Here is a 21,992-nt window from a genome sequence, read left to right on the forward strand (position 1 = left end):
TTAGAAACCAGCGACCCCTGTTGGCCAAGCAGGACCGTCACCTTCATCATGTCCGACCTGGCTGACTAGCTTGATGGCTTCTTCCATAATCGCAAGGCCTTCACGAAGATTTTCTTCGTCAATATTCAAGGCCGGATACATTCGGATGGCTTGTTCGCGATCTGAAATCGCCCAAACACCATTTTGTAACATGCGACCACGTACAGCACGTGAATATAACCAGTCATCCTCCCGATTACCATCAGGGCTTTGGAAAGCAACGCCCATCAGCAACCCGTTGGATCGTATCTGACGGACAACGGGATATTGCTCCCAGTCCTTCATGATTTCTTCAGCAAGACGCCCCATCTTCGCTGCATGTTCCACAACACCATCACGCTCATAAATTTCAAGCGTTTTCAGGGCGGCTGCACAACCTGCTGGCGTACCTGCAAATGTGGATCCGGTACTAAACTCAGGATTATCACCCATAATTTCATCTGTTGCGGCAACTCCGGCACAGGGTTCGATCCCGCCAGATAGGTTTTTCCCCATAACGAGGATATCCGGCTTCACATCATAACTTTCGATTGCCCACATCTTGCCAGTACGACCTAAGCCAGTCAGGACTTCATCCACAATCATCAGCCAATCATTACGATCACAAATCTCACGAATGCCTTGCAAAAACTTTGTTGGTGGGATCCAGTTCCCACCTTCGGCTAATCCCGGTTCAATGAATATGCCTGCAATATTATCTTTAGGGACCATATATTCAGTAATGTGGTTTTCCAGATACCATAAACAATAATCGACATATTGCTCACGTGACATACCCGCAGGTTTCTGATCACTATAAGGATATGGCGCTTTGATTACCCCACCGCCCCAAGCTTCAAGATAACGATTTCTTTCACTGGTATATCCACTCATCAACTTCGTGCCCAAACTTTCGCCATGAAAGCATGATGTGAATGTGATGATATATCGGCGTTTGGTATGCGTTAATGCAAGATGTAATGCGGATTCAGCAGCCTCTGATCCGGAAACTTCGTAATTAATGCGCGTCAGTGATTTATCCGGCATGATCGACACAAGTTTTTCAGCCAAATCATAACGTAACGGATGATCATAATGGAAACCAAATTGTTTATGTGCCAAATGGACAGCTTCAATAATTTCGGGATGTGCATTCCCAATCGGGTTCGTAGCCCATCCATTTTGGAAATCGATATAACGTTTCCCATCCATATCCCAAATAAAATCACCAGATGCTTTACTGATCACAATCTGTCTTGGTGAACGATATCCACGTTGCGTTGCTTTTTGCATTTCTTCATCAAAACGCAAACCATTCTTAAAAATGGGAATACCACGCTTTAGAACATCGAGTGTTTTTGGACCCGGAAAATTTTCAGTCATTGTTATCCTCTGAATTTTCTTTTCAATCATTGCCAGCAAGATAAGATGCTTCGACAAATAGAACTATTGAGTTTCTATGATATCTTTATTGAGTTTTTAGCAAGTATCGAGTTTTCGCCTGTGACGCAAAGTAAACTTCCACCATTAAATGCCTTAAAATCCTTTGAGGTCTATGGTCGCCATCTAAATTTGAAAGACGCTGCAGAGGAATTATCAGTAACCGAATCCGCAGTTAGCCGACAGTTAAAACAGATGGAAGAATATCTGGGCGCCAAACTTTTTGAAAAAGTAGGTCGAAATAATCAGCTTACGGAAAAAGGCGAAGAATATCTAAATGTGGTTAGCCAGCATCTAAAAGAAATTGCTGATAATACAGCGCTCATGTTCCCAAAAGAATTGCCAGCCAGCCAAAATAAAAAAGTTATTTTGGGCGTCTATCCTGCTTTTGCCGAATATTGGCTTTTACCACGTATGGAAAAAATCCAACATGACTTGCCCGAAATGGAATTGGAAATACGCTTTAATAGTATCACAGAGCTATATGCCCCTCTTCCTCACGTCGACCTAGAAATATTCTTGGGAGATGTACAACCTTCCACAGCGCATAGCATAAAGTTACATCGCATGCATGACTTTCCCGTATGCACTCAAAGTTTACTGAATGACTTTAACAATGATGGATATCGCTTGCTTCAAGAGGCCGTAAAATTGCATGAAGGTAGCTTGCATTGGTGGCCTAGATGGTTAAAGAAGATGGGGATAGAAGAAAGAAATTATAACAATAAAGGCCCGCTACTTATAGATGAAGCCTTCCCCATTAAAATGGCGTTACAAAAATCAGGTATTGCACTTGGAGACCACATTTCCTGTCATGACCTGCTAAACAAACGATTTCTTTGCCGACCGGTTTCAGAAATAGAAATCACCGATTATTGGATTAATTTGCTAACGCCGATATCAAAAACAAAACAACCGCAAGCTGATCAATTTAAGGAATGGATTATTGGGGAGATGAAAATCTTTAATAGTAATCTGGATGACTATACAGATTAGCCCCCCTTCTCTTGACAGTAGAAACAAGCGCACCTATCTAATTAATAATAATTCTTAACAATAGGACTTTCAACGATGGATATAATTAAAGCACTTAACGAACGCCGTTCAGTCAAAGCAGACTTACTTACAGAGCCAGCCCCACGTGGAGAAGGTCTTATTGAAATCCTGCAAACAGGTATGAGTGCACCTGATCATGGAGTTGTGCGTCCATGGCGTTTTACGATTTTAGACGGTGAGGATCGCAACAAACTGGGCGATGTCTTTGCTGAAGCGCTTAAACAAGATAAACCTGAAAGCACAGAAGAAGATTTAAATAACATCCGCTTAAAACCCTTACGTGCACCTTTAATCGTCGCTATTTGGGCAGAAATCACTGAAGACCATCCAAAGGTTCCACCTGCAGAACAGATCGTCGCAACTTCATGTGCTGCGGAAAACATTTTACTTGCCACACAAGCCAAAGGGTTTGGCGGAGTGTTACTAACAGGATGGCCAGCATTCCACAGCCACGTAAAAAAATCTCTTGGCATGGCTGACAAGGATGAAATTATTGGCTTTCTGTATTTAGGCACAGCGTCAGAGAAGCCAAGAGATGTAACTCGCCCAAATGTAGAAGATTTCATCAGGAATTTTTAGGAGTGATTGGTAATTAAATTTCTAATTGGATATTTTTTTAGAAATTTTAAAATAAACTATTGTCGATTTAAATAAAATTTGATATAAATTAATAAATCGCATAAATAGAAACTTTGTTTAGACACAACTGCCTCCCTGTTCAAGCAGTCTAAATAAAAGCTAAAAAAGATTACGACATTTAGAATACCCCCTCCAACTCCCTTACCCCCCTCTTTATTTGAGGGGGTTTTCTTGTAAAGATGGAAACTGGCAAAAGAAAAGGCCTCGGAATATCCGAGGCCTTTAATGCTTCTGTACTTGTAAAATAAAGTTTTACATTACACCAAGGTCTTTGGCTGTTGCATCTAAACATTCGCGCGCAGTATCAATCAAAAGATCAATATCTGCTTTTGTTGCGATCAGTGGCGGGGATGCAACCATGACATCACCACAAGCGCGCATGATCACATTGCGTTTAAAGAAATGATCGCGACAAACTGTACCTGCACGACCTTCATTCGGGAAACGTGTACGTGCCTCTTTATCATTCGTAAGTTCGATCGCACAAACAAGACCAACAGAACGTACCTCACCCACAATTAGATGGTCTTTTAATTCTTCCAAGCGTTTAGCAAGATAAGGGCCTGTTTCATTTTTAACCTTCTCAACCAAGCCTTCTTCTTCGATGATTTCCAAGTTGCGCATAGCAACCACGGACGCCACGGGATGACCGGAATATGTATAGCCATGGTTAAAATCATCGCCTGCTTTGTAGAAAGCTTCCCATACGCGGTCACTTACACCTGTTGCAGAAATAGGCAAGTAGCCAGAAGACAACCCTTTTGCCATGGTCATCAAGTCAGGCTCGATACCAAATGTTTCCAATCCGAACCAGTTACCTGTGCGACCGAAGCCCGCGATAACTTCATCACAAATCAACAAAATATCATGCTCTTTACAGATACGATTGATTTCAGGCCAATATGTTTTTGGTGGGATGATCACACCACCAGCACCTTGGAATGGTTCACCAATAAACGCAGCTACATTATCTGCGCCAACTTCCAGGATTTTCTTTTCAACTTCTTTTGCTGCATGAAGGCCGAATTCATCTTCGGACATATCACCGCCTTCACCCCACCAATAAGGTTGCATCACATGCTCAATGCCGCCAATTTCAAGGCCTGCTTGCTTATGCATGCCGCTCATTCCACCTAGGCTGGCACCAGCAACTGTGGAGCCATGATAGGCATTTGTACGGGAAATAATAATTTTCTTATTTGGTTTACCAACATGTTGCCAATAAGTACGTGCCAAACGTAAGTTTGTATCATTCGCCTCAGAACCAGAATTTGAAAAGAACACATGGTTAAAATTATCTGGTAGCAATGAACACAATTTTTCAGCCAGTAATGCTGCTGGTGCTGTCGTTGTTTTGAAGAAAGTATTGTAATAAGCGAGTTCTTTCATTTGCTCCGCAGCAAGGTCAGCTAATTCATCGCGACCATAGCCAATGTTTGTGCACCAAAGACCCGCCATGCCATCAAGAATCTTCTCACCATCAATATCATATAGGTAACAACCGTCTCCACGTACAATTACGCGCGCGCCACCTTCGTCATCCAAACCTTTTGAATCTGTAAATGGATGGAAATGATGTTCGCTATCCGCTTTCTTAATAGCGGCTTTATCGTAATTTCTAATCTTATTCATAATCACACCTATATGTTTTCACATTTATATGAGGGGTGCCCCTCAACCTCTTTAAATTTCTTCGGAGACAGAACGCCTCTATTTGTGATCACAATTACACTACAAAAATGGAGAATGCAAAGAAAATCGACAATGTGATCACATTTCATCTTAATATCTTAATTACAAATATTGCTCTAACTTTTTAAGTTAGTTAAAGCTTGCTAAAGAGCACAATCTTAATGCTGATTATGTTACATAAAACATTGTATAAAATGATATTTCACAGCGAGTGTGCGACAAATATAATGAATGCAACATATTACAAAGTTGATCATATGCCGATCACAAGTAACAAAATTTTTAATCTTAAAATTCAATATTATTAGAACATAATATCAATTTCTTACATATTTTTAATACAAAAAATTGACAACCTTTACTATCTATACATATAATATTCTCCCATTTTAAGAGTGTTATTGGAATAAAATCAGACTCATAAAATGAGCAGTGGATGGGGGAATATCCATGCAATGGTTGGCGTCTTTTATTTTAGGAATTGTTACAGGCTTAATCGCTGGATTATCAGTTAGCCCTGTGATCGCTTCTATTCTTTCAACTATTCTCGCATTAGCAACTGCTGCTATAGGTCTTGCAGGACCTGTGTTAGATAGATTTAAGAATGACGATTCATCTGTAAAACGCCCCATTGATTATTTTTCACTGTTATTATTCTCACTTGGATTATTAATTGCGCTCCCAAGTAGCATTTATACAAGAACGCACAACCTACTTTCCCCCTCTTTATCCGAACTTTATAATATTTCTAACGATGTTCTACAAAATGAAGATTTAGCCAGACGTGTAGCAGTTTTTCAATTAACTGGTCTCGATACAGAAAAAAAAGGTAACACTGGTAAAACAAATGTATCACCTGTGAATTCTGTTGTTTTTTCTAATGTATCCGAAGGGGCATGCACTGACACTAATATCTCTAATAGTCCTAATGCCATGGAAGCTTTCAATACATGGAAACTTGCTCCCCCTCCATGGCCAGATTTAGCTAAGCTTCTCGAAGACAAAGATCTAACTGCTTACATGAAAGTATGGAGTGCGATATGCGAATAAATAATATGCTTCACAATACTACGAAAAATCCTCTAGGAATTAGAGATAAAATCTCAAATAAACATACACCAATGAAGTGCATCTTACCCATATTTGCCTCAATACTTTTCCTCTTGATAGTAACAACTTATGATACTTTAGCTTTTGCGCAGACTCATGCCGTATCAAACCAAACAATACTGGACACGGCACGTGCAGTTGTTCGTGTCACATCAAAAGGTTGTTCTGGAAGCGTTGATCGTAGAACATCATCGGGATTTGTATGGCAAAAATCTAATACCGTAATCACAACATTACATTCAGTTGCGAATTGTTCCGATATTAACATTTCCTATGTGCATTACGGAATTAGTCGTAGCGCAAAAGTAAATAAGATACTTTCACATGCAGATCTAGCCCTACTTGAGGTTAATAATGCCCCTAATAGTGATTTTATTGCATCAAAGCAATCCCATTCAGCAGGTATGAAACTAGCGACAATCGGATTCCCGCTAAATACTGTTAATTGGCAAGAAAGTCAGGGAGCCGTGGGACTGAATGTATCTAAATTATCTGAAATCTTAAACGATGAAGCACGTGCAAAGATTGCTAGTTTAGGTATTCCGGATCTTGGGATAGATGCTTTCCGACTTACTGCGATTGTTAAGGCAGGATCTTCGGGGGGCCCTATCATAAATCAGAACGGCGATTTAATTGGTATTGTTGATGGAGGACTAGACGGTGGATCAGCAATGTTAAATTGGGGTATTCCCGTCAGTTATGTTGATCATTTATTAAATAGCAATGAAGATTCTTCTAGCATAAATATTGATGATAAAGTGGATATTGCCTTTTCTTACTCCAGCGGCGCCACACTTGAATCAATCACAGAAGTTAACGAAATACTGGAATGTGGAGGAAGAAGATACTTCAAAATCGGGACACGAACACTTAAAGATATAGTAAAATCTGTACATAGTTCTCCACAGCTGGATGATCCAAACAGTTTTTTAACAATGGTCAACAATTGGAGCACATTTATTGATCCAATCAGATTGGAAAACATCCATTATGACATGTGGGTTGATGAACAAACAGGTGCAACACTCAGCATCCCTAATGAAATGGAAGTGCATAACGAGGGTGCTATTTGTGTAGCTGAAGATTCAACATCAGATGTTCGACTGTATTTCAAAAGCGTGGTAGCACCAAATGTAGCACCTCATTTAATACAAAACTATGTACAACAGGCATCTATACAATTTGAAAATTTGGCCATGCAATCTATCGGAAATATTGTCGGTTGCGCTCCTGACCCAGTCTGGAGTTCATTTGCACCACATCAACGTTTTGATGGAATGATAGTTCGTAGGCAAAATTATTACTGTGACAATACGGCTTGGCAGAGAACTTATTCCGTTGTGGGGCATTTCAGTAGGGAAGGAAGCTATGCAGGTGTCAATGCATATGTCGATCAATACAACCAATTAGGGCCCGCGGGAGATCCAGATCTAAATTTGAGATGGGCGGCCGCAGCCCTATCGGTCTTAATTTCCAATTACCAATTGTAAATAAAAAGGGAGCCATAGGGCTCCCTTCTTCGCTTTCAATCACGTGTATTTAAACATTAAGTAACAGATGCTCACGTTCCCATGAAGTTACCACCCGATGATGTAATTCCATCTCGAAATGCTTCACTTCCTGAATGTTCTTGATCACACGTTCCCCCAACATATCTTTCAATGGGCGCGCTGAATTCATCTTATTCAACGCATCCCCAAGATGACGCGGCAAATTGAATTTCAAGCGATACGCATCCCCATCAATCGGCTTTGTTGGCTTACGATTTTCCTGAATGCCTAACAAACCACAGGCAAGTGTTGCCGCCATCACCAAATACGGGTTTGCATCCGCACCAGGCAAACGGTTTTCAACACGACGAGCCACTGGTTCGCTATCTGGAACACGAATACCAACAGTTCGGTTGTCATACCCCCAATGCGTATTAATCGGCGCGTCTGTATAAGGAGAAATACGACGATAACTGTTCACATTAGGCCCAAAGAAAGGCATTGCCGCCGGACAATATTTCTGAAGACCGGCAATATACTGCATCAGATATTTGGAATTTTTACCTGTCTTGGTAACAAAAATATTTTCACCGGTTTCCGCATCCACGATAGATTGATGGATATGCATGGAAGAACCCGGCTCGTTATGATACGGCTTTGCCATAAAGGTGGCATAGATATTATGTTTGAAAGCAGCTTGGCGCACTGTACGTTTAAACATAAACACCTGATCTGCCAATGAAAGCGGATCACCATGGTTAAAGTTAATTTCCATCTGTGCAGAGCCTGCTTCGTGGATCATGGTATCCACATCCAGATTGGATCGCTCACAAAATTCATAAATATCTTCTACAACAGGGTCGAATTCATTTGCAGCCTCAATACCGTAAGCTTGACGACCATACTCGCGACGTCCGCTCAAGCCAATGGGGGCTTCAAGATTTTGTTGTGGATCTGTATTCTTATCAATGAAATAGAACTCAAGTTCCGGTGCTACAACCGGTTTCCATCCTCTCTCATCATACATTTTCAATACGTTTTTCAAGATGGAACGTGGTGCAATATCGACCAAAGATTCGCCATCTAGATAATACGCATCGCAAATCACCTGTGCTACAGGTTCATCATACCAAGGTACAATTTGCATTGTTGCTTCGTCTGGAACCATCAAAATATCATTGTTGGTTTCATCTACGACTTCGGATTCATCACAGAAATCACCTGTCACTACCTGATTAAAAATCACTTCAGGTAGACGTAGGCCTTTATTGCTTAATCCGCTTAGAAATTTGTCTGCGGGCAGGATCTTACCGCGCATGATACCTGTAATATCTGGTACCAAACATTCTACTTCGTCAATTTTGTTCTCACTGATCCAATCGTGAAGTTTTGACATCAATCACCATTTTGGTTGTTTCATATTTGTGATCACATTATTATCTAATTAAATAGAGATTTCAATAGATGATCATAAGGGAAGATGAACTGTCCCACATAAAAATCAACAGGTGGCTGTAAAATGGGAAAAAGAATTACAAAAGAGGAACTTGAAAAGTTTCTCAAAAAGCATCCGGATATACAAAGCATTGATATGATGATCCCGGACGTGAATGGGGTTTTACGTGGAAAACGCGTAACAATTGAAGGCGCCACCAAACTATACGAAGATGGTATACGCCTTCCTAGATCAATTTATTTAATGGATACTACAGGACAAAATTGCGAAGAAACAACATCTTATGGATCTTCCGATGGTGATCCTGATCTGCCATGCTTCGGAATTTCTGATACGCTGTCTATTGTTCCATGGGCTGCAGAACCACGTGCACAAATTATGGCGTCGATGTATGACGATAATGGCGAAGCATTTTTTGGTGATCCGCGCAAAATTCTTCAAAACGCCATTCAACCTTTCACAGATATGGGATTGAAGCCTGTTGTTGCCGTGGAGTTAGAATTTTACATCCTTTCAAATGAGCAAGATGCAAATGGGCGTGCAAAACTGGCAATATCTAACAGTATGAAACGCATGCAAACCACCACACAATGCTACGCACTTGATGAGTTATATGAATATGATGAGTTTCTAGCAGATATTGCCGAAGCTTGCCGCCTACAGGGTATCCCTGCTGATACAGCAGTAAAGGAATATGCGGCGGGACAATATGAAATCAACCTAAACCATTGCGATGATCCATTAAAGGCCGCTGATGACGCAGTTATGTTAAAGCGAATTATTAAAAACGTTGCTTTAAAACATAACTATTGCGCCACATTTATGGCAAAACCTTTTGAAGGTGAAGCTGGTAACGGCACACATATCCATTGTTCATTAGTTGATGAAGAAGGAAATAACTATTTCGCAGGTCCAATCGATCCTGAAACCAATATACCCATGAACGAGACCTTACGTCATGCCATCGGTGGTCTTCGGGACACGATGCCTGAGGCAATGCTTATCTTTGCACCAAATGCCAATAGCTATCGTCGTTTACAATCAGGGTCTTATGCACCTGTAAATCGTGCATGGGGCGTAGATAACCGAACAGTATCGCTTCGAATCCCCCATTGCGATGAGAAATCAGTACGTGTTGAACATCGGGTTGCTGGAGCAGATGCCAATCCTTATATGGTTATGGCTGCCGTATTAGCTGGTATTCATCATGGCCTAAAAAACAAATGTGACCCAGGCCCCATTGAAAAGGGCGATGCTTACTTACGCGGCGATGGTAAATATCTACCTCTTTATTGGCAAAAAGCCATGGAAGTTTTTAAAGCAGGAACCATCTTACCGCACTATTTGGATGAACATTTTCACGAAACCTATGAGCAGATCAGACGGGCTGAATGTCTAATATTCCAACGTGTTATACAACCTTTAGAATATGAATGGTATATGAGATCCGTCTAGATAACTATCAATAAAGTATGAACTTTCCTGCGGCTAAGAACGACTTAAACCTTATAAAATTGTTGTGTTAAAGCGCAAATCATCGCACAACTATACATAAGTTAAGTTATTTTCTGGAATTGGCATGTCACAGACATACTTACATTCATGGACACCAACTGGGGACAAACGCAAAGATAAACGCGTTGAAACGGCTCTCCCTGTTGTCGTGGGCAGTTTAACAGGCACAGCAATTAATATAAGTATGGGTGGAATGGGGTTTACACCTGATGGTTTGGGACTTGTTCCGGGCATGGAAACACATTGCATCTTAAAATTCAGTTCTGGTCCAATTACTCTGGGCTGTAAGGTCATTCATGCCAATCGCGATATGTCTGTATTTGGGGTCCAATTTCTTGGGTTAGATAAGGAAGCCTTTGAAAAAATTCAATTCTTGATCACACACCCCACCAAAGGATTGTAAATTCACATCATTTTGGTTTGTCATTTGCCATGCAAATGCCTTATTCTTCCTCTAATTTATTGATACTACGCATAAGTTGGGGATATGGCATTGAGCAACTTCATCAAAGTTGGTTTTTTAACAATAACACTGACTATTCTTGCAGCCTGTGGCACCAATCCAGTAACAGGACAGCAAGAGTTTCAACTGGTCTCGCAGGCTGAAGAAATTAGCATCGGCGACAAACAATATCCACCAACCAAACAAGCACAAGGGGGTGAACTTTCTGAGTTCAATGATCTAAACGCTTATATCAATCGGGTTGGACAAAAAATCGCCAAACATAGCCATCGTCCTGATTTACCTTATGAATTTGTAGTTTTGGATAATGCTGTACCAAATGCCTGGGCTCTCCCCGGTGGTAAAATCGCTATCAATTGGGGGTTACTCCTTGAAATGGATGATGAAGCGGAGCTTGCCGCAGTTTTAGGGCATGAGATTGTGCATGCCACGGCGCGTCATGGTGCAAAATCCATGGAACGAGGAATTGCCGCACAAATTGCTCTAGCAGGCGTAATGATTGGCGCGGCAACCGCCGACCTAGACAGCGGTGTAGAAAAAGTACTTTTAGGTGGCACCATGTTAGGCAGTCAGCTGATCCTCACCCGATATGGTCGAAATGCTGAATATGAGTCAGATAAATATGGCATCGAGTATATGGCAAAAGCAGGCTATGAACCTGCTGCTGCTGTTCGTCTTCAAGAGACTTTTGTGCGATTATCAGGCGATAAGAAACTAAGTATAGTGGATGGGCTATTTGCCTCCCATCCTCCCTCTCAAGATCGCGTTGAAAGAAACAAAGTTACATCTACTCAGTTTAATCAATACGAACCTAAAGATGGATGGATTGTAAACCGGGCAGAATATCAAAAAATGATTGAGCCAATCCGTTCACTCAAAAAATCAAATGAGAAAATCGAACAAGCCAGCGTAAAAATCAAAGATAAAGATGCGTTTGCTGCATTAAGCCTTATTGATCAAGCGGAAGATATATCCCCTCAGTCAGCGACCCCTCATGCGATGCGGGCAATCGCATTGGAACAACAGGGCAAATACCAAGATGCAGAACGTGAGATTAATAAAGCTCTCGCAATACGTGGTGACTATTTCCAGTTCTATGAGCTAAAAGCAAAAATAGCCGAAGAGCAAGGCGATACACGTACCGCGTTATCGTCTCTTCAAACGGCAAATAACCTTCTACCAACAGCAAGCAATAGTTATGCCCTAGGAAATTTGAATTTAGCCGCTGGGAATAAACAGGCTGCTCAACAATATTTCTCTGCCGTTGCAAATTCCAACTCCCAAGATGGACGCTCTGCAGCCCGAAAACTTGCAAAACTTGAAATTGCTCAACAGCCGGGAAAGTATATCCGTATTCAGGGCCAGCTTGATAAAAACACTCGCCTATATGTTGGCTTACAAAACCGTAGTCCGCTCACTATTCGAAACGCTACACTTGAGGTAAGCTTACCAGATGGAAGACGCACAACTGTCCAACTTCCCCAACCTATAGCCTCTGGCAAAGCGGTTTCAATTCCGACACAACTTGTAAACGTGGATGCTTTTAGTGCTCAAAATATTCGTGTTCGCGTTAATAGCATCACTACAGATTAAGTGAAACATTATGAAAATTGATATCGACCAAGCTTTACGCGAAGGTATTTTAACCGAGGGACAAGTGATTGCCCTCAAGGAAATGAACCAGCGTAAATCAATATCATCCTCTGCAACCGATCAAGATGAAAAGATTGGTTTGATAAAAGGCTATAATGACATTTTCATTACCTTGGCCATCCTTCTACTGGCATTTGGGATTTATCTTGTTTCACCAGATGATCTAAATGGTATTTTCATTGCCGTATTAGGTTGGATTTCCGCGGAAATCTTAAACAAAAAATATCGTTCCATTTTGCCGATGATCGTATCGACCACCTTGCTGGCAGGGATGATTGAAGTGTTACCAATTGATTTATTAACAGACTTTGGCGATGCGACTGATTTTACCATAATCCCATATACATTAATTCCGTTAGCTATCTTGGTAGCAGCTTATTGGCGCTTTAAGTTACCCTTCACTCTTGCGTTAATAGCTACCAATCTTGTTATAACCACAATGATCCTGATGTTAACTATAGCATGGAAGGTTTTAGGCATCAGTCTTTATGACAACCAATATCTGATTCAACTATTTAGTTTCCTCTCAGGTATCGTCGTCTTTATCTTTGCGATGCGCTATGATTTATCAGACCCACAACGCATTACCCGACGTGCAGATTGCGCCTTTTGGCTTCATATCATTGCGTCTGCCTTGATCATTCATGGTGCTTTGGGACAAACGCTGTCCAATGTCGAAGATAGTTCCATCCTGCTGGTAGGCTGTGTTTTGCTTTTCATCCTTGTTGTTGCTCTGTTGATCAATCGGAAATCACCAATTGTTGCTAGCCTTATTTACGCAGGATCAGCAATTTATTTTGTTACAGAAAATGCTGTATCCAGTGATGGTGATGTTTCTTTGGCAATCACCACTATTATCTTGGGTATTGTAATGTTTGCGACCAGTATCTTCTGGCATCAACTGCGTTACTTTATCATGAGTTTTATTGAAGATACAAAGCTGGGTGAAAAACTTCCTCCTGCACATGCACCTGAATAACAAGCCAATTCCCTCTCATAAGAAAACCCCTTATCTTTTCCAAGATAAGGGGTTAGTTCTACTTACAGGAAAATACGATCAAATCGTATTTCGGGCTTATAAGCCAATCGCCTGTTCCGCAGAGACATAATCATATCCCAGCGTATCAGCGACAGCTTTATAAGTCACTTTGCCTTCATGGATATTCAAACCATTGCGAAGATGTGTATCTTCCGCCAAGGCTTTCTTATAACCACGATTTGCAAGTTGGATTGCGAAAGGCAATGTCACATTGTTCAATGCAAATGTGGATGTGCGTGCTACGCCGCCTGGCATATTCGCAACACAATAATGAACAACCCCTTCTTCAATATAAGTTGGATCAGCATGTGTTGTTGCACGAGATGTTTCCAAACAACCACCTTGGTCAATCGCAATATCAACGACAACGGAACCATCATGCATTTGTTTCAATAGATCACGCTTGATCAATTTTGGTGCAGCGGCACCTGGGATCAACACGGCGCCAACAACAAGATCAGCTTCACATGCTAATGTTTCCAACGCATCAACTGTTGAGTATACGGTCTTTGCAGTACCTTTAAACACGTCATCCAAATAACGCATACGATCAACATTACGTTCTAGAATAGTAACATCAGCGCCCATACCAACTGCCATACGTGCCGCATTGGTACCGGAAACACCACCACCAATAACAAGAACTTTACCCGGTGCCACACCAGGTACGCCACCTAGCAACGTACCACGACCACCTTGTGCTTTTTCCAATGCATGTGCGCCCGCTTGAATGGACATACGCCCTGCAACTTCACTCATCGGCGCCAATAAAGGCAAACCACCGCGTGTATCTGTCACTGTTTCATAAGCAATCGCAACACAACCAGACTCAATCAAACCTTTTGTTTGTTCTGGGTCCGGTGCCAAATGCAAGTATGTGTACAACAATTGACCTTCGCGCAGCATTTTGCATTCAACTGGTTGTGGCTCTTTTACTTTTACGATCATGTCTGCACGTGCGAAAACTTCTTCCGCTGTGTCGACAATTTCTGCACCAGCAGCACGATAAGCATCGTCATTAAAACCGATACCTGCCCCTGCATTTGTTTCAATAATCACCTGATGACCGTGATGAATCATTTCACGAACGGATGATGGCACCATTCCTACACGGTATTCATGGTTTTTGATTTCTTTTGGTACACCTACCAACATGGCTTGGTCTCCTAATTATCCCAACTGAGTTATCTCAATTTATTTGTGGTAACTTAAATATAAGTTTTTCTTATAGGCTTTATAAATGTGATCACATTTTTAAAGTCGCCTAAAGATATAGCTCAACTAGTTTTTTTATTCAAGCGGGATATCATCAAAGACGAATATATTTAAAGACAAAACCGCAGCCTGATCTCAGACTGCGGTTAATAAATTTTCTTAATTCTTTTATCTAAATGATTTAAGCATTTTCATGTCCAGGTAACCATGCGGTCCCCCATCTTTCTCCTAAATCTTCTATCACTGCATTTACGTTAGAAACAGTAAGGCGAATTGCTTTATCATCTGCAAATTGTAACATCACAAAACCAGCGCCTTCTAATTGATCATCTTTATCAGGCGCAAATGCAATGGTTAGCAAAGATAAAATTTGATCTGTGTTTTGTTTGGATAAACCTTTATAGGCAACCGCAGTTACATCATCGAAACGCAAACCACTATGAGAACGAAAATAGTCACTGCCACCTTCTCGCACCTGATCCCAGCAGAACCGATTTAGAATTGCGACAAAGCTTTTCTGTTCCTGACTATAAGATATATCCGCAACGGAAATCAGGGCATCCTGACATAAGGAAGATAAAACAGACATATCTTCCAGATTTTGTGCCATCATTTTCAAGGCTTTTGTCATCTCACCCTCATTTCACATCAACATGTATCAGGAAGTTTAAGTGCTTCAGATTCAAAGCACAATAGAAGCTTGAAAATTAATCAGGTTCTTTTTCACGACGAATATTCGCCCCACATGCAGCAAGTTTTTCTTCCAATCGTTCATAGCCACGATCAAGATGATAGATACGGCTTACAATTGTTTCACCTTTTGCAACTAACCCTGCGATAATCAAGGACATGGATGCACGTAAATCCGTCGCCATCACAGGTGCCCCATTCATCCCATCCACACCGCGGATCATTGCAGAACGCCCATGTAAGTTAATATTCGCCCCCATGCGGGTTAGTTCCGGCACATGCATAAAACGATTTTCAAAAATTGTTTCTGTAACCATGGATGCCCCGTCGGTTGTGGTCATCAAGGCCATAATCTGTGCCTGTAAATCCGTCGGGAAGCCCGGATAGGGTTCTGTCATCACATCTGTACCTGATAATGCCTCACATGATACGCGGAAACCATCTTCGGTTTCTTCAAACTCAACCCCCGCCTTTTGTAAGGCTTCAACTGCAGCTCCCAAATGATCCAAACGACCACCAATCAATTCCACATCACCACGTGTGGCGGCAACCGCCATTGCAAGGCTACCAGCCTCAATACGATCCGCTACAACTGAATGCGTACAACCATGCAGGCTATCCACGCCTTCAATGATCAATGTGTCAGACCCAACCCCTTCGATCTTTGCCCCCATAGCAATCAGGCAATCGGCTAAATCCGTAATTTCTGGTTCGCGAGCCGCATTGATCAAGCGCGTTGTACCTTTAGCTAAACAGGCTGCCATCATCAAATTCTCCGTCGCCCCAACAGAGACAAATGGGAAAGTCACATCTGCCCCGATCAAACCATCTGGTGCCTTGGCAACAACATAACCTTGGTCCAGTTCGATCTCGGCCCCTAAAGCTTCCAAACCTTTGAGATGAAGATCAACCGGACGGGTCCCAATGGCACATCCCCCCGGTAAGGAAACGCGCGCCTCTCCACAACGGGCTAAAATCGGACCCAACACTAATATACTTGCACGCATCTTACGAACCAGATCATAAGGCGCGGTTGTGTCGGTGATTTCTTTGGCTTGAAGGGTTAGGCAACGACCAAACTTGCTTTCACCTTTGCTGCTTTGATCCCCATTCATGGTAATTTGCACACCATGTTGCACTAATAAACGTGCCAAGGTTTCAATATCGGCTAAGCGCGGTAAATTCTGAAACGTAATTGGGTCGGATGTAAGCAAGCTTGCACACATTAACGGAAGGGCTGCGTTTTTCGCCCCACCAACCTGAATTTTACCGGATAGGCGATTTCCACCTTGAATGACAATTCTGTCCATAACAATGTCCTAATTGTTTAAACACAAGAAGCGGAAAGTAATCCTCCGCTTCTTGTCATAAGAATACTAACGCTCATAAAGCGTCCTGATTTCAAATAGCTATGCTTAGTGGCCGGCTTAGAGACGAGGTAAAGTAACGCCTGTCTGCCCCATATATTTGCCCGCACGATCTTTATAAGATACTTCAGGTGCCTCATCCCCTTGGAAGAACAAGAACTGGCAAGCCCCTTCATTGGCATAAATCTTTGCCGGAAGCGGTGTTGTGTTGGAAAATTCCAATGTCACATGACCTTCCCATTCAGGTTCAAGCGGGGTAACGTTTACAATAATCCCGCAACGGGCATATGTAGATTTACCAAGACAAACAACCAAAGTATCCCGTGGAATACGGAAATATTCCACCGTACGGGCCAAAACAAAACTATTTGGCGGAATGATACAAACATCAGTTTTGCGATTTACAAATGTCTGTTCAGAGAAATTCTTTGGATCCACAACGGCGTTATCCACATTTGTGAAAATCATAAATTCATCAGAAACCCGTGCATCATAGCCATAGGAAGAAACACCGTAAGAGATAATCCCTTCACGTTTTTGACTATCAACAAATGGTTCGATCATGCCGTGTTCTTCAGCTTGTTGACGAATCCAATGGTCGGGTTTGATTGACATGGCAGTCCCCTTTAGAACTTCTCATATAAATTACTATTTTTTGATTGCGGCAAGAATGCGACGATTCGTAGGTAAGAAACAGATTTATTACATTTCTTATCTGTTTTTTTAATCGTCTTGATCTGTCTGACGACGTTCGCGGGATTGATCCTTGCGACGACGCAGATTTTCGCGAAGTTTCGCCGCCATACGTTCCTGACGTTCTTCGGCTTTTGTCTTTTTTGGTTTATCAGACCCTTCGGACATATTTTATACCCTTTTCACACTTTATTTCCTAAAGAATATAGCCGCGCATTTTAAGGATTTGATTGGTGAAAACAAGTACTAGAATGTTTAGGCGACAACTGACAAATTCACAATTGTAAACTCTTGTGAAATTTCCTCTATCAAGGCTGACACTGCTGCTGTGTTTTGACGGCTATTCCCCCGGATCACTTGCACCGTTTCTGGTGGCTGACCAAAGACATCATCCAATATATCCATGTCAGAAGTGATATGTTTTTCACTTAACAGCGACACCCCCATACCGGATCGAATCGCCGACACCATCCCCGCAATACTTGGACATTCCAGCACAATGTTAAAATCATGATTTTCCGTCAAACCGTTTTCCATTACCCAGCGCTTATAAAAACAATGTTTGTCGAAAGTCATAAGCGGAATAGGTTTACTTTCATCCAAAATAAAATCTTTTGATTTCACCCAATGGATATTCAAATCTTCCAGCAGGATATCCTTCGATTTCATATCGCTTTTAAACATCTGCAAGACAGCTAGATCAATCGATCCTTCTTCCAAATCCTTTGCCAGTAACAAACTGGGCCCGATCTGGGTGTGAACAGACACTTCGGAAAAATGACGGGAAAACCGTCCCAGAATCTGTGACAAACCTTCCAACACATCTTCGGAAAGACCCAGACGGATTTTGCCACTTAAACTACGCCGGGACAGGGTCATCAAGGCTTCATCATGCAGGTTTAAAATACGATCCGCATAGGCCAATAAACGCTCCCCCGTTTCTGTTAGGATCGCAGCGCCAGCCTTACGGTTTAACAAATTAGCCTCAATAGCTTCTTCCATGCGGCGTAATTTATGACTAACGGCTGATTGGGATAATCCCATCATTTCCGCCGCACGGGTCACCCCGCCATAGCGTACAACAAATTGCAAAGTCCTAAGTGAATCTATTTCCAACCGTCGGGACATATCACCTCACATGACAAATAATAATAGATAATTTCAATATACCTATTTTTGTCATGCATGAAAAGTTTCAATTTAATGATCATTTCTATCTTGCCAGATCGACAGGCCTATGGCATATACGCGCGGTCTTTACGGGATATCTATTCCCCTATTATATTATGATTTAAAGACAATCGGCCGCGGTAGCTCAGTGGTAGAGCGCACCATTGGTAATGGTGAGGCCGAGAGTTCAATTCTCTCTCGCGGCACCATTTATTTTCTCAAAATATAACCAAAGTTATTATGTGTCGTTTCATTAAACGCACAATAATACGCGCTATAATTGAATTGACTCCAGAAACACTATACTTTTTAGTATCTTGCCTTAATGTAAATTAGTTTTTGGGTATTCTTAGAATGCCTTCAACCTCTAACATATCGTAGTGAGGACCGCTTGAATGTTCGAGAATGATATACATCTAAATAGTACAATGACAGAAATTGTTGATGTATACACACCTGACGAACGTATAATATCAAGAGGCGAACTAAAAATACGTCCAAAGAAATCACCCGTAATAGAGTTTAGTGATCCATTTCTTCGTATAGAAGAAAATTCTAAAGTTTTTCACGCCCTTAGCCATGACGGAACACGTTATATATTGATTGATTGTGAAATTTATGCAGCCAACACTATTTATCCAAAAGTCATCATCAAGTCAGATACACATGATGGAAATTTCAGATCTTTCTGCTTTGTTATACAAGGTTTAACGAAGTGGTTTGACAATAGTAAATTCACCAAATCTAATGATAACTACATTACAAAATATCTAAATACTAATAAATTTAGTTCTTATTTGTCCGATAATTCACTTGGTCGAATAAAAATTTCAAGTAACAACTGGTCGCAAACAAAGACTCATAAAAACGAACTTTTTACCCTAAAACAAAAGACGGCAATAACCGTTGAAGCAGTAGACGCATGTTTTTCATGTGATCAGGTACGTCTTTATATCAACAAAATTACACAGCTATTATCAATACTAGCTGGATATCCTCTGAATGTTGAATACTGTTATCATCAAAATGACAAAATTTTAAACCCAATGTATTTTCTTACATTTCATGAGGAAAATCAGAATTTTGAACATAAACATGAGTGCTTTGTTAGAGCAGATTATCTTTTTACTGAAAATAGATGGGATATGATTTTCAAAAATGCGCTAGAAATAAACGTAGAAAAGTTTCAAGATATATGGTGCAGATTGCCAGAACTATCGAACTTTTCAAAGTTCTGGCAGTATGAACTTTTAGCCTGCGTATCCTTAGTAGATAAATATTCCAAATCCTTTTCACAAGCTTCAGATGACAAAATCCCTCGTGGAAAATTTAAAAAGATCAAAAGTGACCTAAAAAAATTTGTAGAAGAAGCCACTGACCAGGACACCTTCTCAAGAAAAGAGCTAAACGTAATTAATAGCATTATTGAACAAGTTCAATACATTAAGAATACCAAATACCCCAACTTTGAATCTTGCTTCACTTATACTTATGAAAAAATGGGACAACCTGTACGAGATATTATTAATTTATCACCAGAAGATTTTAAACATATAAAGCAATTGAGAGATAAAGTCGCACATGGCGAATTACCAAAAACTAAATTACAAGGTAACATTACGTATGAAATGATGCTTCAAAATAAATTATTGGTCATACTCTATTTTTGGGCATTACAGGACTTTGGGATTTCAGAGAAAGATATTATAAAATTCTTAGGAAATTGGATGCATCCGATGATAAGGGCAGCCCGTTTAAATAAAACTGCCATTGATAGAGAAATATCCCCTCATAAATTCTTGCCTGTTAATAAGAAAGATTTTACCAAAATAACGAGAGGAGGTAGAAAAACTATTATCCTTGAAAATAAAGGTAATAATAAAAACTATAAATATCGTCACGACTATAATCAGCTTATAGAAAACTGGTACGATACAACTCATAAAGATACCACAGTCCCAGCAAGCTTAGATGAATACTTAACTCTTCACGTAGACCCAAATGAAATTAACTCCCTATGCTATTCAAGTTCAATATATGTCGAAAATGCAGAAGAATCGCATTGCGCATTTGGGACATGCATTTTAAACCCACCTACTCATTTAAGCGACCCAAAACGATTATGGAAGTATGACGTTAATTTATCTAGGTGGTATCAACCTGCAACAGAAAAAGAATAGAATATTGAAAGCTCTACTATTCAAGTTTCAATCTCATACCTTATCGGCGTAAAAACATGACCAATATCCTAACTGAAATTTTTGAGACCGACTTTGGGCGGATTATACTGGGGAGCTATAAGGATAAGCTTTGCCTGTGTGACTGGTATGATCGCAAGAAACGGGATGCGGTGGATAATCGGTTAAAGAAGCATTTGAAAGCTGACTATGAAACCGCAAAGGATGTTCCAGTCCTGCAGCAAACAAAACAGGAGTTGAACGCGTTTTTTGAGGGGAAGAGAAAAGAATTCACGATCCCTCTTCTACTTGCCGGATCCGATTTTCAGAAATCCGTTTGGAATGGGCTCTTGGCGACCCAATATGGGGAAACCTTAAGCTATCTAGAATTATCCCGTCGGTTAGGTGATGAAAAAGCCATTCGGGCCGTGGCCAATGCCAATGGGGCCAATGCGATCTCAATCATTGTCCCGTGTCATCGTATTATCGGCAGTGATGGATCCCTTACCGGCTATGCAGGTGGTATTGAGATCAAGAAGAGATTATTGGAAGTAGAAGGGCATATATTTGCCAAAGAAATAGAACAGCCGAGCCTCTTTTAACTAATTAAAAAATAAAGAAAAACTCAATCTGCTGAGTCACTGTTTCCCCACCATCATCTGAGAGTGGGAATTCAAGAAAAGTTACTTTGCGTTTACGGATATTTTCATAAGGGAACATGCCAGAAGATCGTGCAATTTTACGTTCTTTTACAACCATCCCATAGAATTCCATATCCTGTTCTGATAAAGAATTACGGTCGGATAATTCCCGATGGGTTTTATTGGTAAAATCCTCTTTTACCAGATCCACAGCTTCGGTTGCATGTATCCGATATTTGAAATCCAGAGGGTCTTGCGTGACATCAATCACGTTCACTTTTCCAAGCCAGCCTCTGAAATCAAAGACATCGAAATCTGACCAGCTTGGCATCAAACGACCATTTAGCCTACTTCGATATAGATCAACCATAGGCTCAAAACCTGTAAAGGTTTCAACAGGTTCATCTAAATCAAAATATTCGTAGAGCCACCCTTCAGGCTCACCCCAAACCGCCATAATAACCCCTT

Annotated in this window: 20 protein-coding genes and 1 tRNA gene; 11 read left to right on the plus strand and 10 right to left on the minus strand. The window is 41.0% G+C overall.

What is annotated here, in order from left to right; genetic code table 11:
* Window positions 1-1,401, minus strand: a complete 1,401-nt coding sequence (locus ACOQOA_RS05175; protein ID WP_420547583.1) for an aspartate aminotransferase family protein — start codon at window positions 1,399-1,401, stop codon at window positions 1-3.
* Window positions 1,402-1,446: 45 nt separating this feature from the next.
* Here ACOQOA_RS05175 and ACOQOA_RS05180 point away from each other — a divergent pair, with 45 nt between their 5' ends.
* Window positions 1,447-2,454, plus strand: a complete 1,008-nt coding sequence (locus ACOQOA_RS05180) for a LysR family transcriptional regulator (protein WP_420547584.1) — start codon at window positions 1,447-1,449, stop codon at window positions 2,452-2,454.
* A 75-nt stretch (window positions 2,455-2,529) separates the two neighbouring features.
* A complete protein-coding gene (locus ACOQOA_RS05185; RefSeq protein ID WP_420547585.1) occupies window positions 2,530-3,093 on the plus strand; it encodes a nitroreductase family protein in 564 nt (187 codons plus the stop codon).
* A 312-nt stretch (window positions 3,094-3,405) separates the two neighbouring features.
* On the opposite strand, the gene ACOQOA_RS05190 is transcribed toward ACOQOA_RS05185, so the two are convergent.
* Window positions 3,406-4,785, minus strand: coding sequence for an aspartate aminotransferase family protein (locus ACOQOA_RS05190; protein WP_420547586.1), 1,380 nt, complete (start codon window positions 4,783-4,785; stop codon window positions 3,406-3,408).
* A 510-nt stretch (window positions 4,786-5,295) separates the two neighbouring features.
* Here ACOQOA_RS05190 and ACOQOA_RS05195 point away from each other — a divergent pair.
* Both ACOQOA_RS05195 and ACOQOA_RS05200 read left to right on the plus strand, forming a co-directional pair.
* A complete protein-coding gene (locus ACOQOA_RS05195) occupies window positions 5,296-5,895 on the plus strand; it encodes a hypothetical protein (RefSeq protein ID WP_420547587.1) in 600 nt (199 codons plus the stop codon).
* Window positions 5,886-7,445 (plus strand): S1 family peptidase, encoded by a 1,560-nt coding sequence (locus ACOQOA_RS05200; protein ID WP_420547588.1) that lies wholly within the window; start codon window positions 5,886-5,888, stop codon window positions 7,443-7,445. The genes ACOQOA_RS05195 and ACOQOA_RS05200 overlap by 10 nt, the downstream gene beginning before the upstream one ends.
* A 49-nt stretch (window positions 7,446-7,494) precedes the next feature.
* Here ACOQOA_RS05200 and ACOQOA_RS05205 read toward each other — a convergent pair whose 3' ends face one another.
* Entirely contained in the window at window positions 7,495-8,841 is a 1,347-nt protein-coding gene (locus ACOQOA_RS05205) for a glutamine synthetase family protein (RefSeq protein WP_155153312.1), read from the minus strand.
* Between the two features lie 123 nt (window positions 8,842-8,964).
* On the opposite strand from ACOQOA_RS05205, the gene ACOQOA_RS05210 reads away from it, so the two are divergent.
* From ACOQOA_RS05210 to ACOQOA_RS05225, 4 genes are all read left to right on the plus strand, one after another.
* On the plus strand, window positions 8,965-10,356 hold the full coding sequence (locus ACOQOA_RS05210) for a glutamine synthetase family protein (protein WP_420547589.1): 1,392 nt from the start codon (window positions 8,965-8,967) through the stop codon (window positions 10,354-10,356).
* 124 nt (window positions 10,357-10,480) lie between these two features.
* The gene (locus ACOQOA_RS05215; protein WP_155153313.1) at window positions 10,481-10,819 is read left to right on the plus strand and encodes a PilZ domain-containing protein; all 339 of its coding nucleotides are present in this window, start codon (window positions 10,481-10,483) and stop codon (window positions 10,817-10,819) included.
* Window positions 10,820-10,909: 90 nt separating this feature from the next.
* On the plus strand, window positions 10,910-12,472 hold the full coding sequence (locus ACOQOA_RS05220) for a M48 family metalloprotease (RefSeq protein WP_420547590.1): 1,563 nt from the start codon (window positions 10,910-10,912) through the stop codon (window positions 12,470-12,472).
* A 10-nt stretch (window positions 12,473-12,482) separates the two neighbouring features.
* The gene (locus ACOQOA_RS05225) at window positions 12,483-13,511 is read left to right on the plus strand and encodes a hypothetical protein (protein WP_420547591.1); all 1,029 of its coding nucleotides are present in this window, start codon (window positions 12,483-12,485) and stop codon (window positions 13,509-13,511) included.
* 96 nt (window positions 13,512-13,607) lie between these two features.
* Here ACOQOA_RS05225 and ald read toward each other — a convergent pair whose 3' ends face one another.
* The 6 genes from ald to ACOQOA_RS05255 form a co-directional block, all read right to left on the minus strand.
* On the minus strand, window positions 13,608-14,726 hold the full coding sequence (ald, locus tag ACOQOA_RS05230) for an alanine dehydrogenase (protein ID WP_420547592.1): 1,119 nt from the start codon (window positions 14,724-14,726) through the stop codon (window positions 13,608-13,610).
* Window positions 14,727-14,967: 241 nt separating this feature from the next.
* Window positions 14,968-15,417, minus strand: coding sequence for a DUF2948 family protein (locus ACOQOA_RS05235; RefSeq protein WP_420547593.1), 450 nt, complete (start codon window positions 15,415-15,417; stop codon window positions 14,968-14,970).
* 76 nt (window positions 15,418-15,493) lie between these two features.
* Window positions 15,494-16,786, minus strand: a complete 1,293-nt coding sequence (gene murA / locus ACOQOA_RS05240) for a UDP-N-acetylglucosamine 1-carboxyvinyltransferase (protein WP_420547594.1) — start codon at window positions 16,784-16,786, stop codon at window positions 15,494-15,496.
* Between the two features lie 117 nt (window positions 16,787-16,903).
* On the minus strand, window positions 16,904-17,458 hold the full coding sequence (gene dcd / locus ACOQOA_RS05245) for a dCTP deaminase (protein WP_420547595.1): 555 nt from the start codon (window positions 17,456-17,458) through the stop codon (window positions 16,904-16,906).
* A 108-nt stretch (window positions 17,459-17,566) separates the two neighbouring features.
* Complete coding sequence (locus ACOQOA_RS05250; RefSeq protein WP_218048619.1) at window positions 17,567-17,704, minus strand: hypothetical protein; 138 nt, start codon at window positions 17,702-17,704, stop codon at window positions 17,567-17,569.
* An 87-nt stretch (window positions 17,705-17,791) separates the two neighbouring features.
* Window positions 17,792-18,664, minus strand: a complete 873-nt coding sequence (locus ACOQOA_RS05255; protein WP_420547596.1) for a LysR family transcriptional regulator — start codon at window positions 18,662-18,664, stop codon at window positions 17,792-17,794.
* A 176-nt stretch (window positions 18,665-18,840) separates the two neighbouring features.
* Between ACOQOA_RS05255 and ACOQOA_RS05260 the strand changes: the two genes are divergently transcribed.
* The 3 genes from ACOQOA_RS05260 to ACOQOA_RS05270 all read left to right on the plus strand — a co-directional run bounded on the left by ACOQOA_RS05260 (window position 18,841) and on the right by ACOQOA_RS05270 (window position 21,485).
* Window positions 18,841-18,915: transfer RNA gene (locus ACOQOA_RS05260), tRNA-Thr, on the plus strand.
* Between the two features lie 186 nt (window positions 18,916-19,101).
* Window positions 19,102-20,886 carry a HEPN domain-containing protein gene (locus tag ACOQOA_RS05265; RefSeq protein ID WP_420547597.1) on the plus strand — a complete coding sequence of 595 codons (1,785 nt, stop codon included), beginning with the start codon at window positions 19,102-19,104 and terminating at the stop codon, window positions 20,884-20,886.
* Between the two features lie 56 nt (window positions 20,887-20,942).
* A complete protein-coding gene (locus ACOQOA_RS05270; RefSeq protein ID WP_420547598.1) occupies window positions 20,943-21,485 on the plus strand; it encodes a methylated-DNA--[protein]-cysteine S-methyltransferase in 543 nt (180 codons plus the stop codon).
* Window positions 21,486-21,489: 4 nt separating this feature from the next.
* Here ACOQOA_RS05270 and ACOQOA_RS05275 read toward each other — a convergent pair whose 3' ends face one another.
* Complete coding sequence (locus tag ACOQOA_RS05275; RefSeq protein ID WP_420547599.1) at window positions 21,490-21,981, minus strand: hypothetical protein; 492 nt, start codon at window positions 21,979-21,981, stop codon at window positions 21,490-21,492.
* Window positions 21,982-21,992: the final 11 nt, after the last annotated feature.

This window comes from Curvivirga sp., from assembly GCF_965219885.1.
Lineage (GTDB): Bacteria > Pseudomonadota > Alphaproteobacteria > UBA8366 > Aestuariispiraceae > Curvivirga.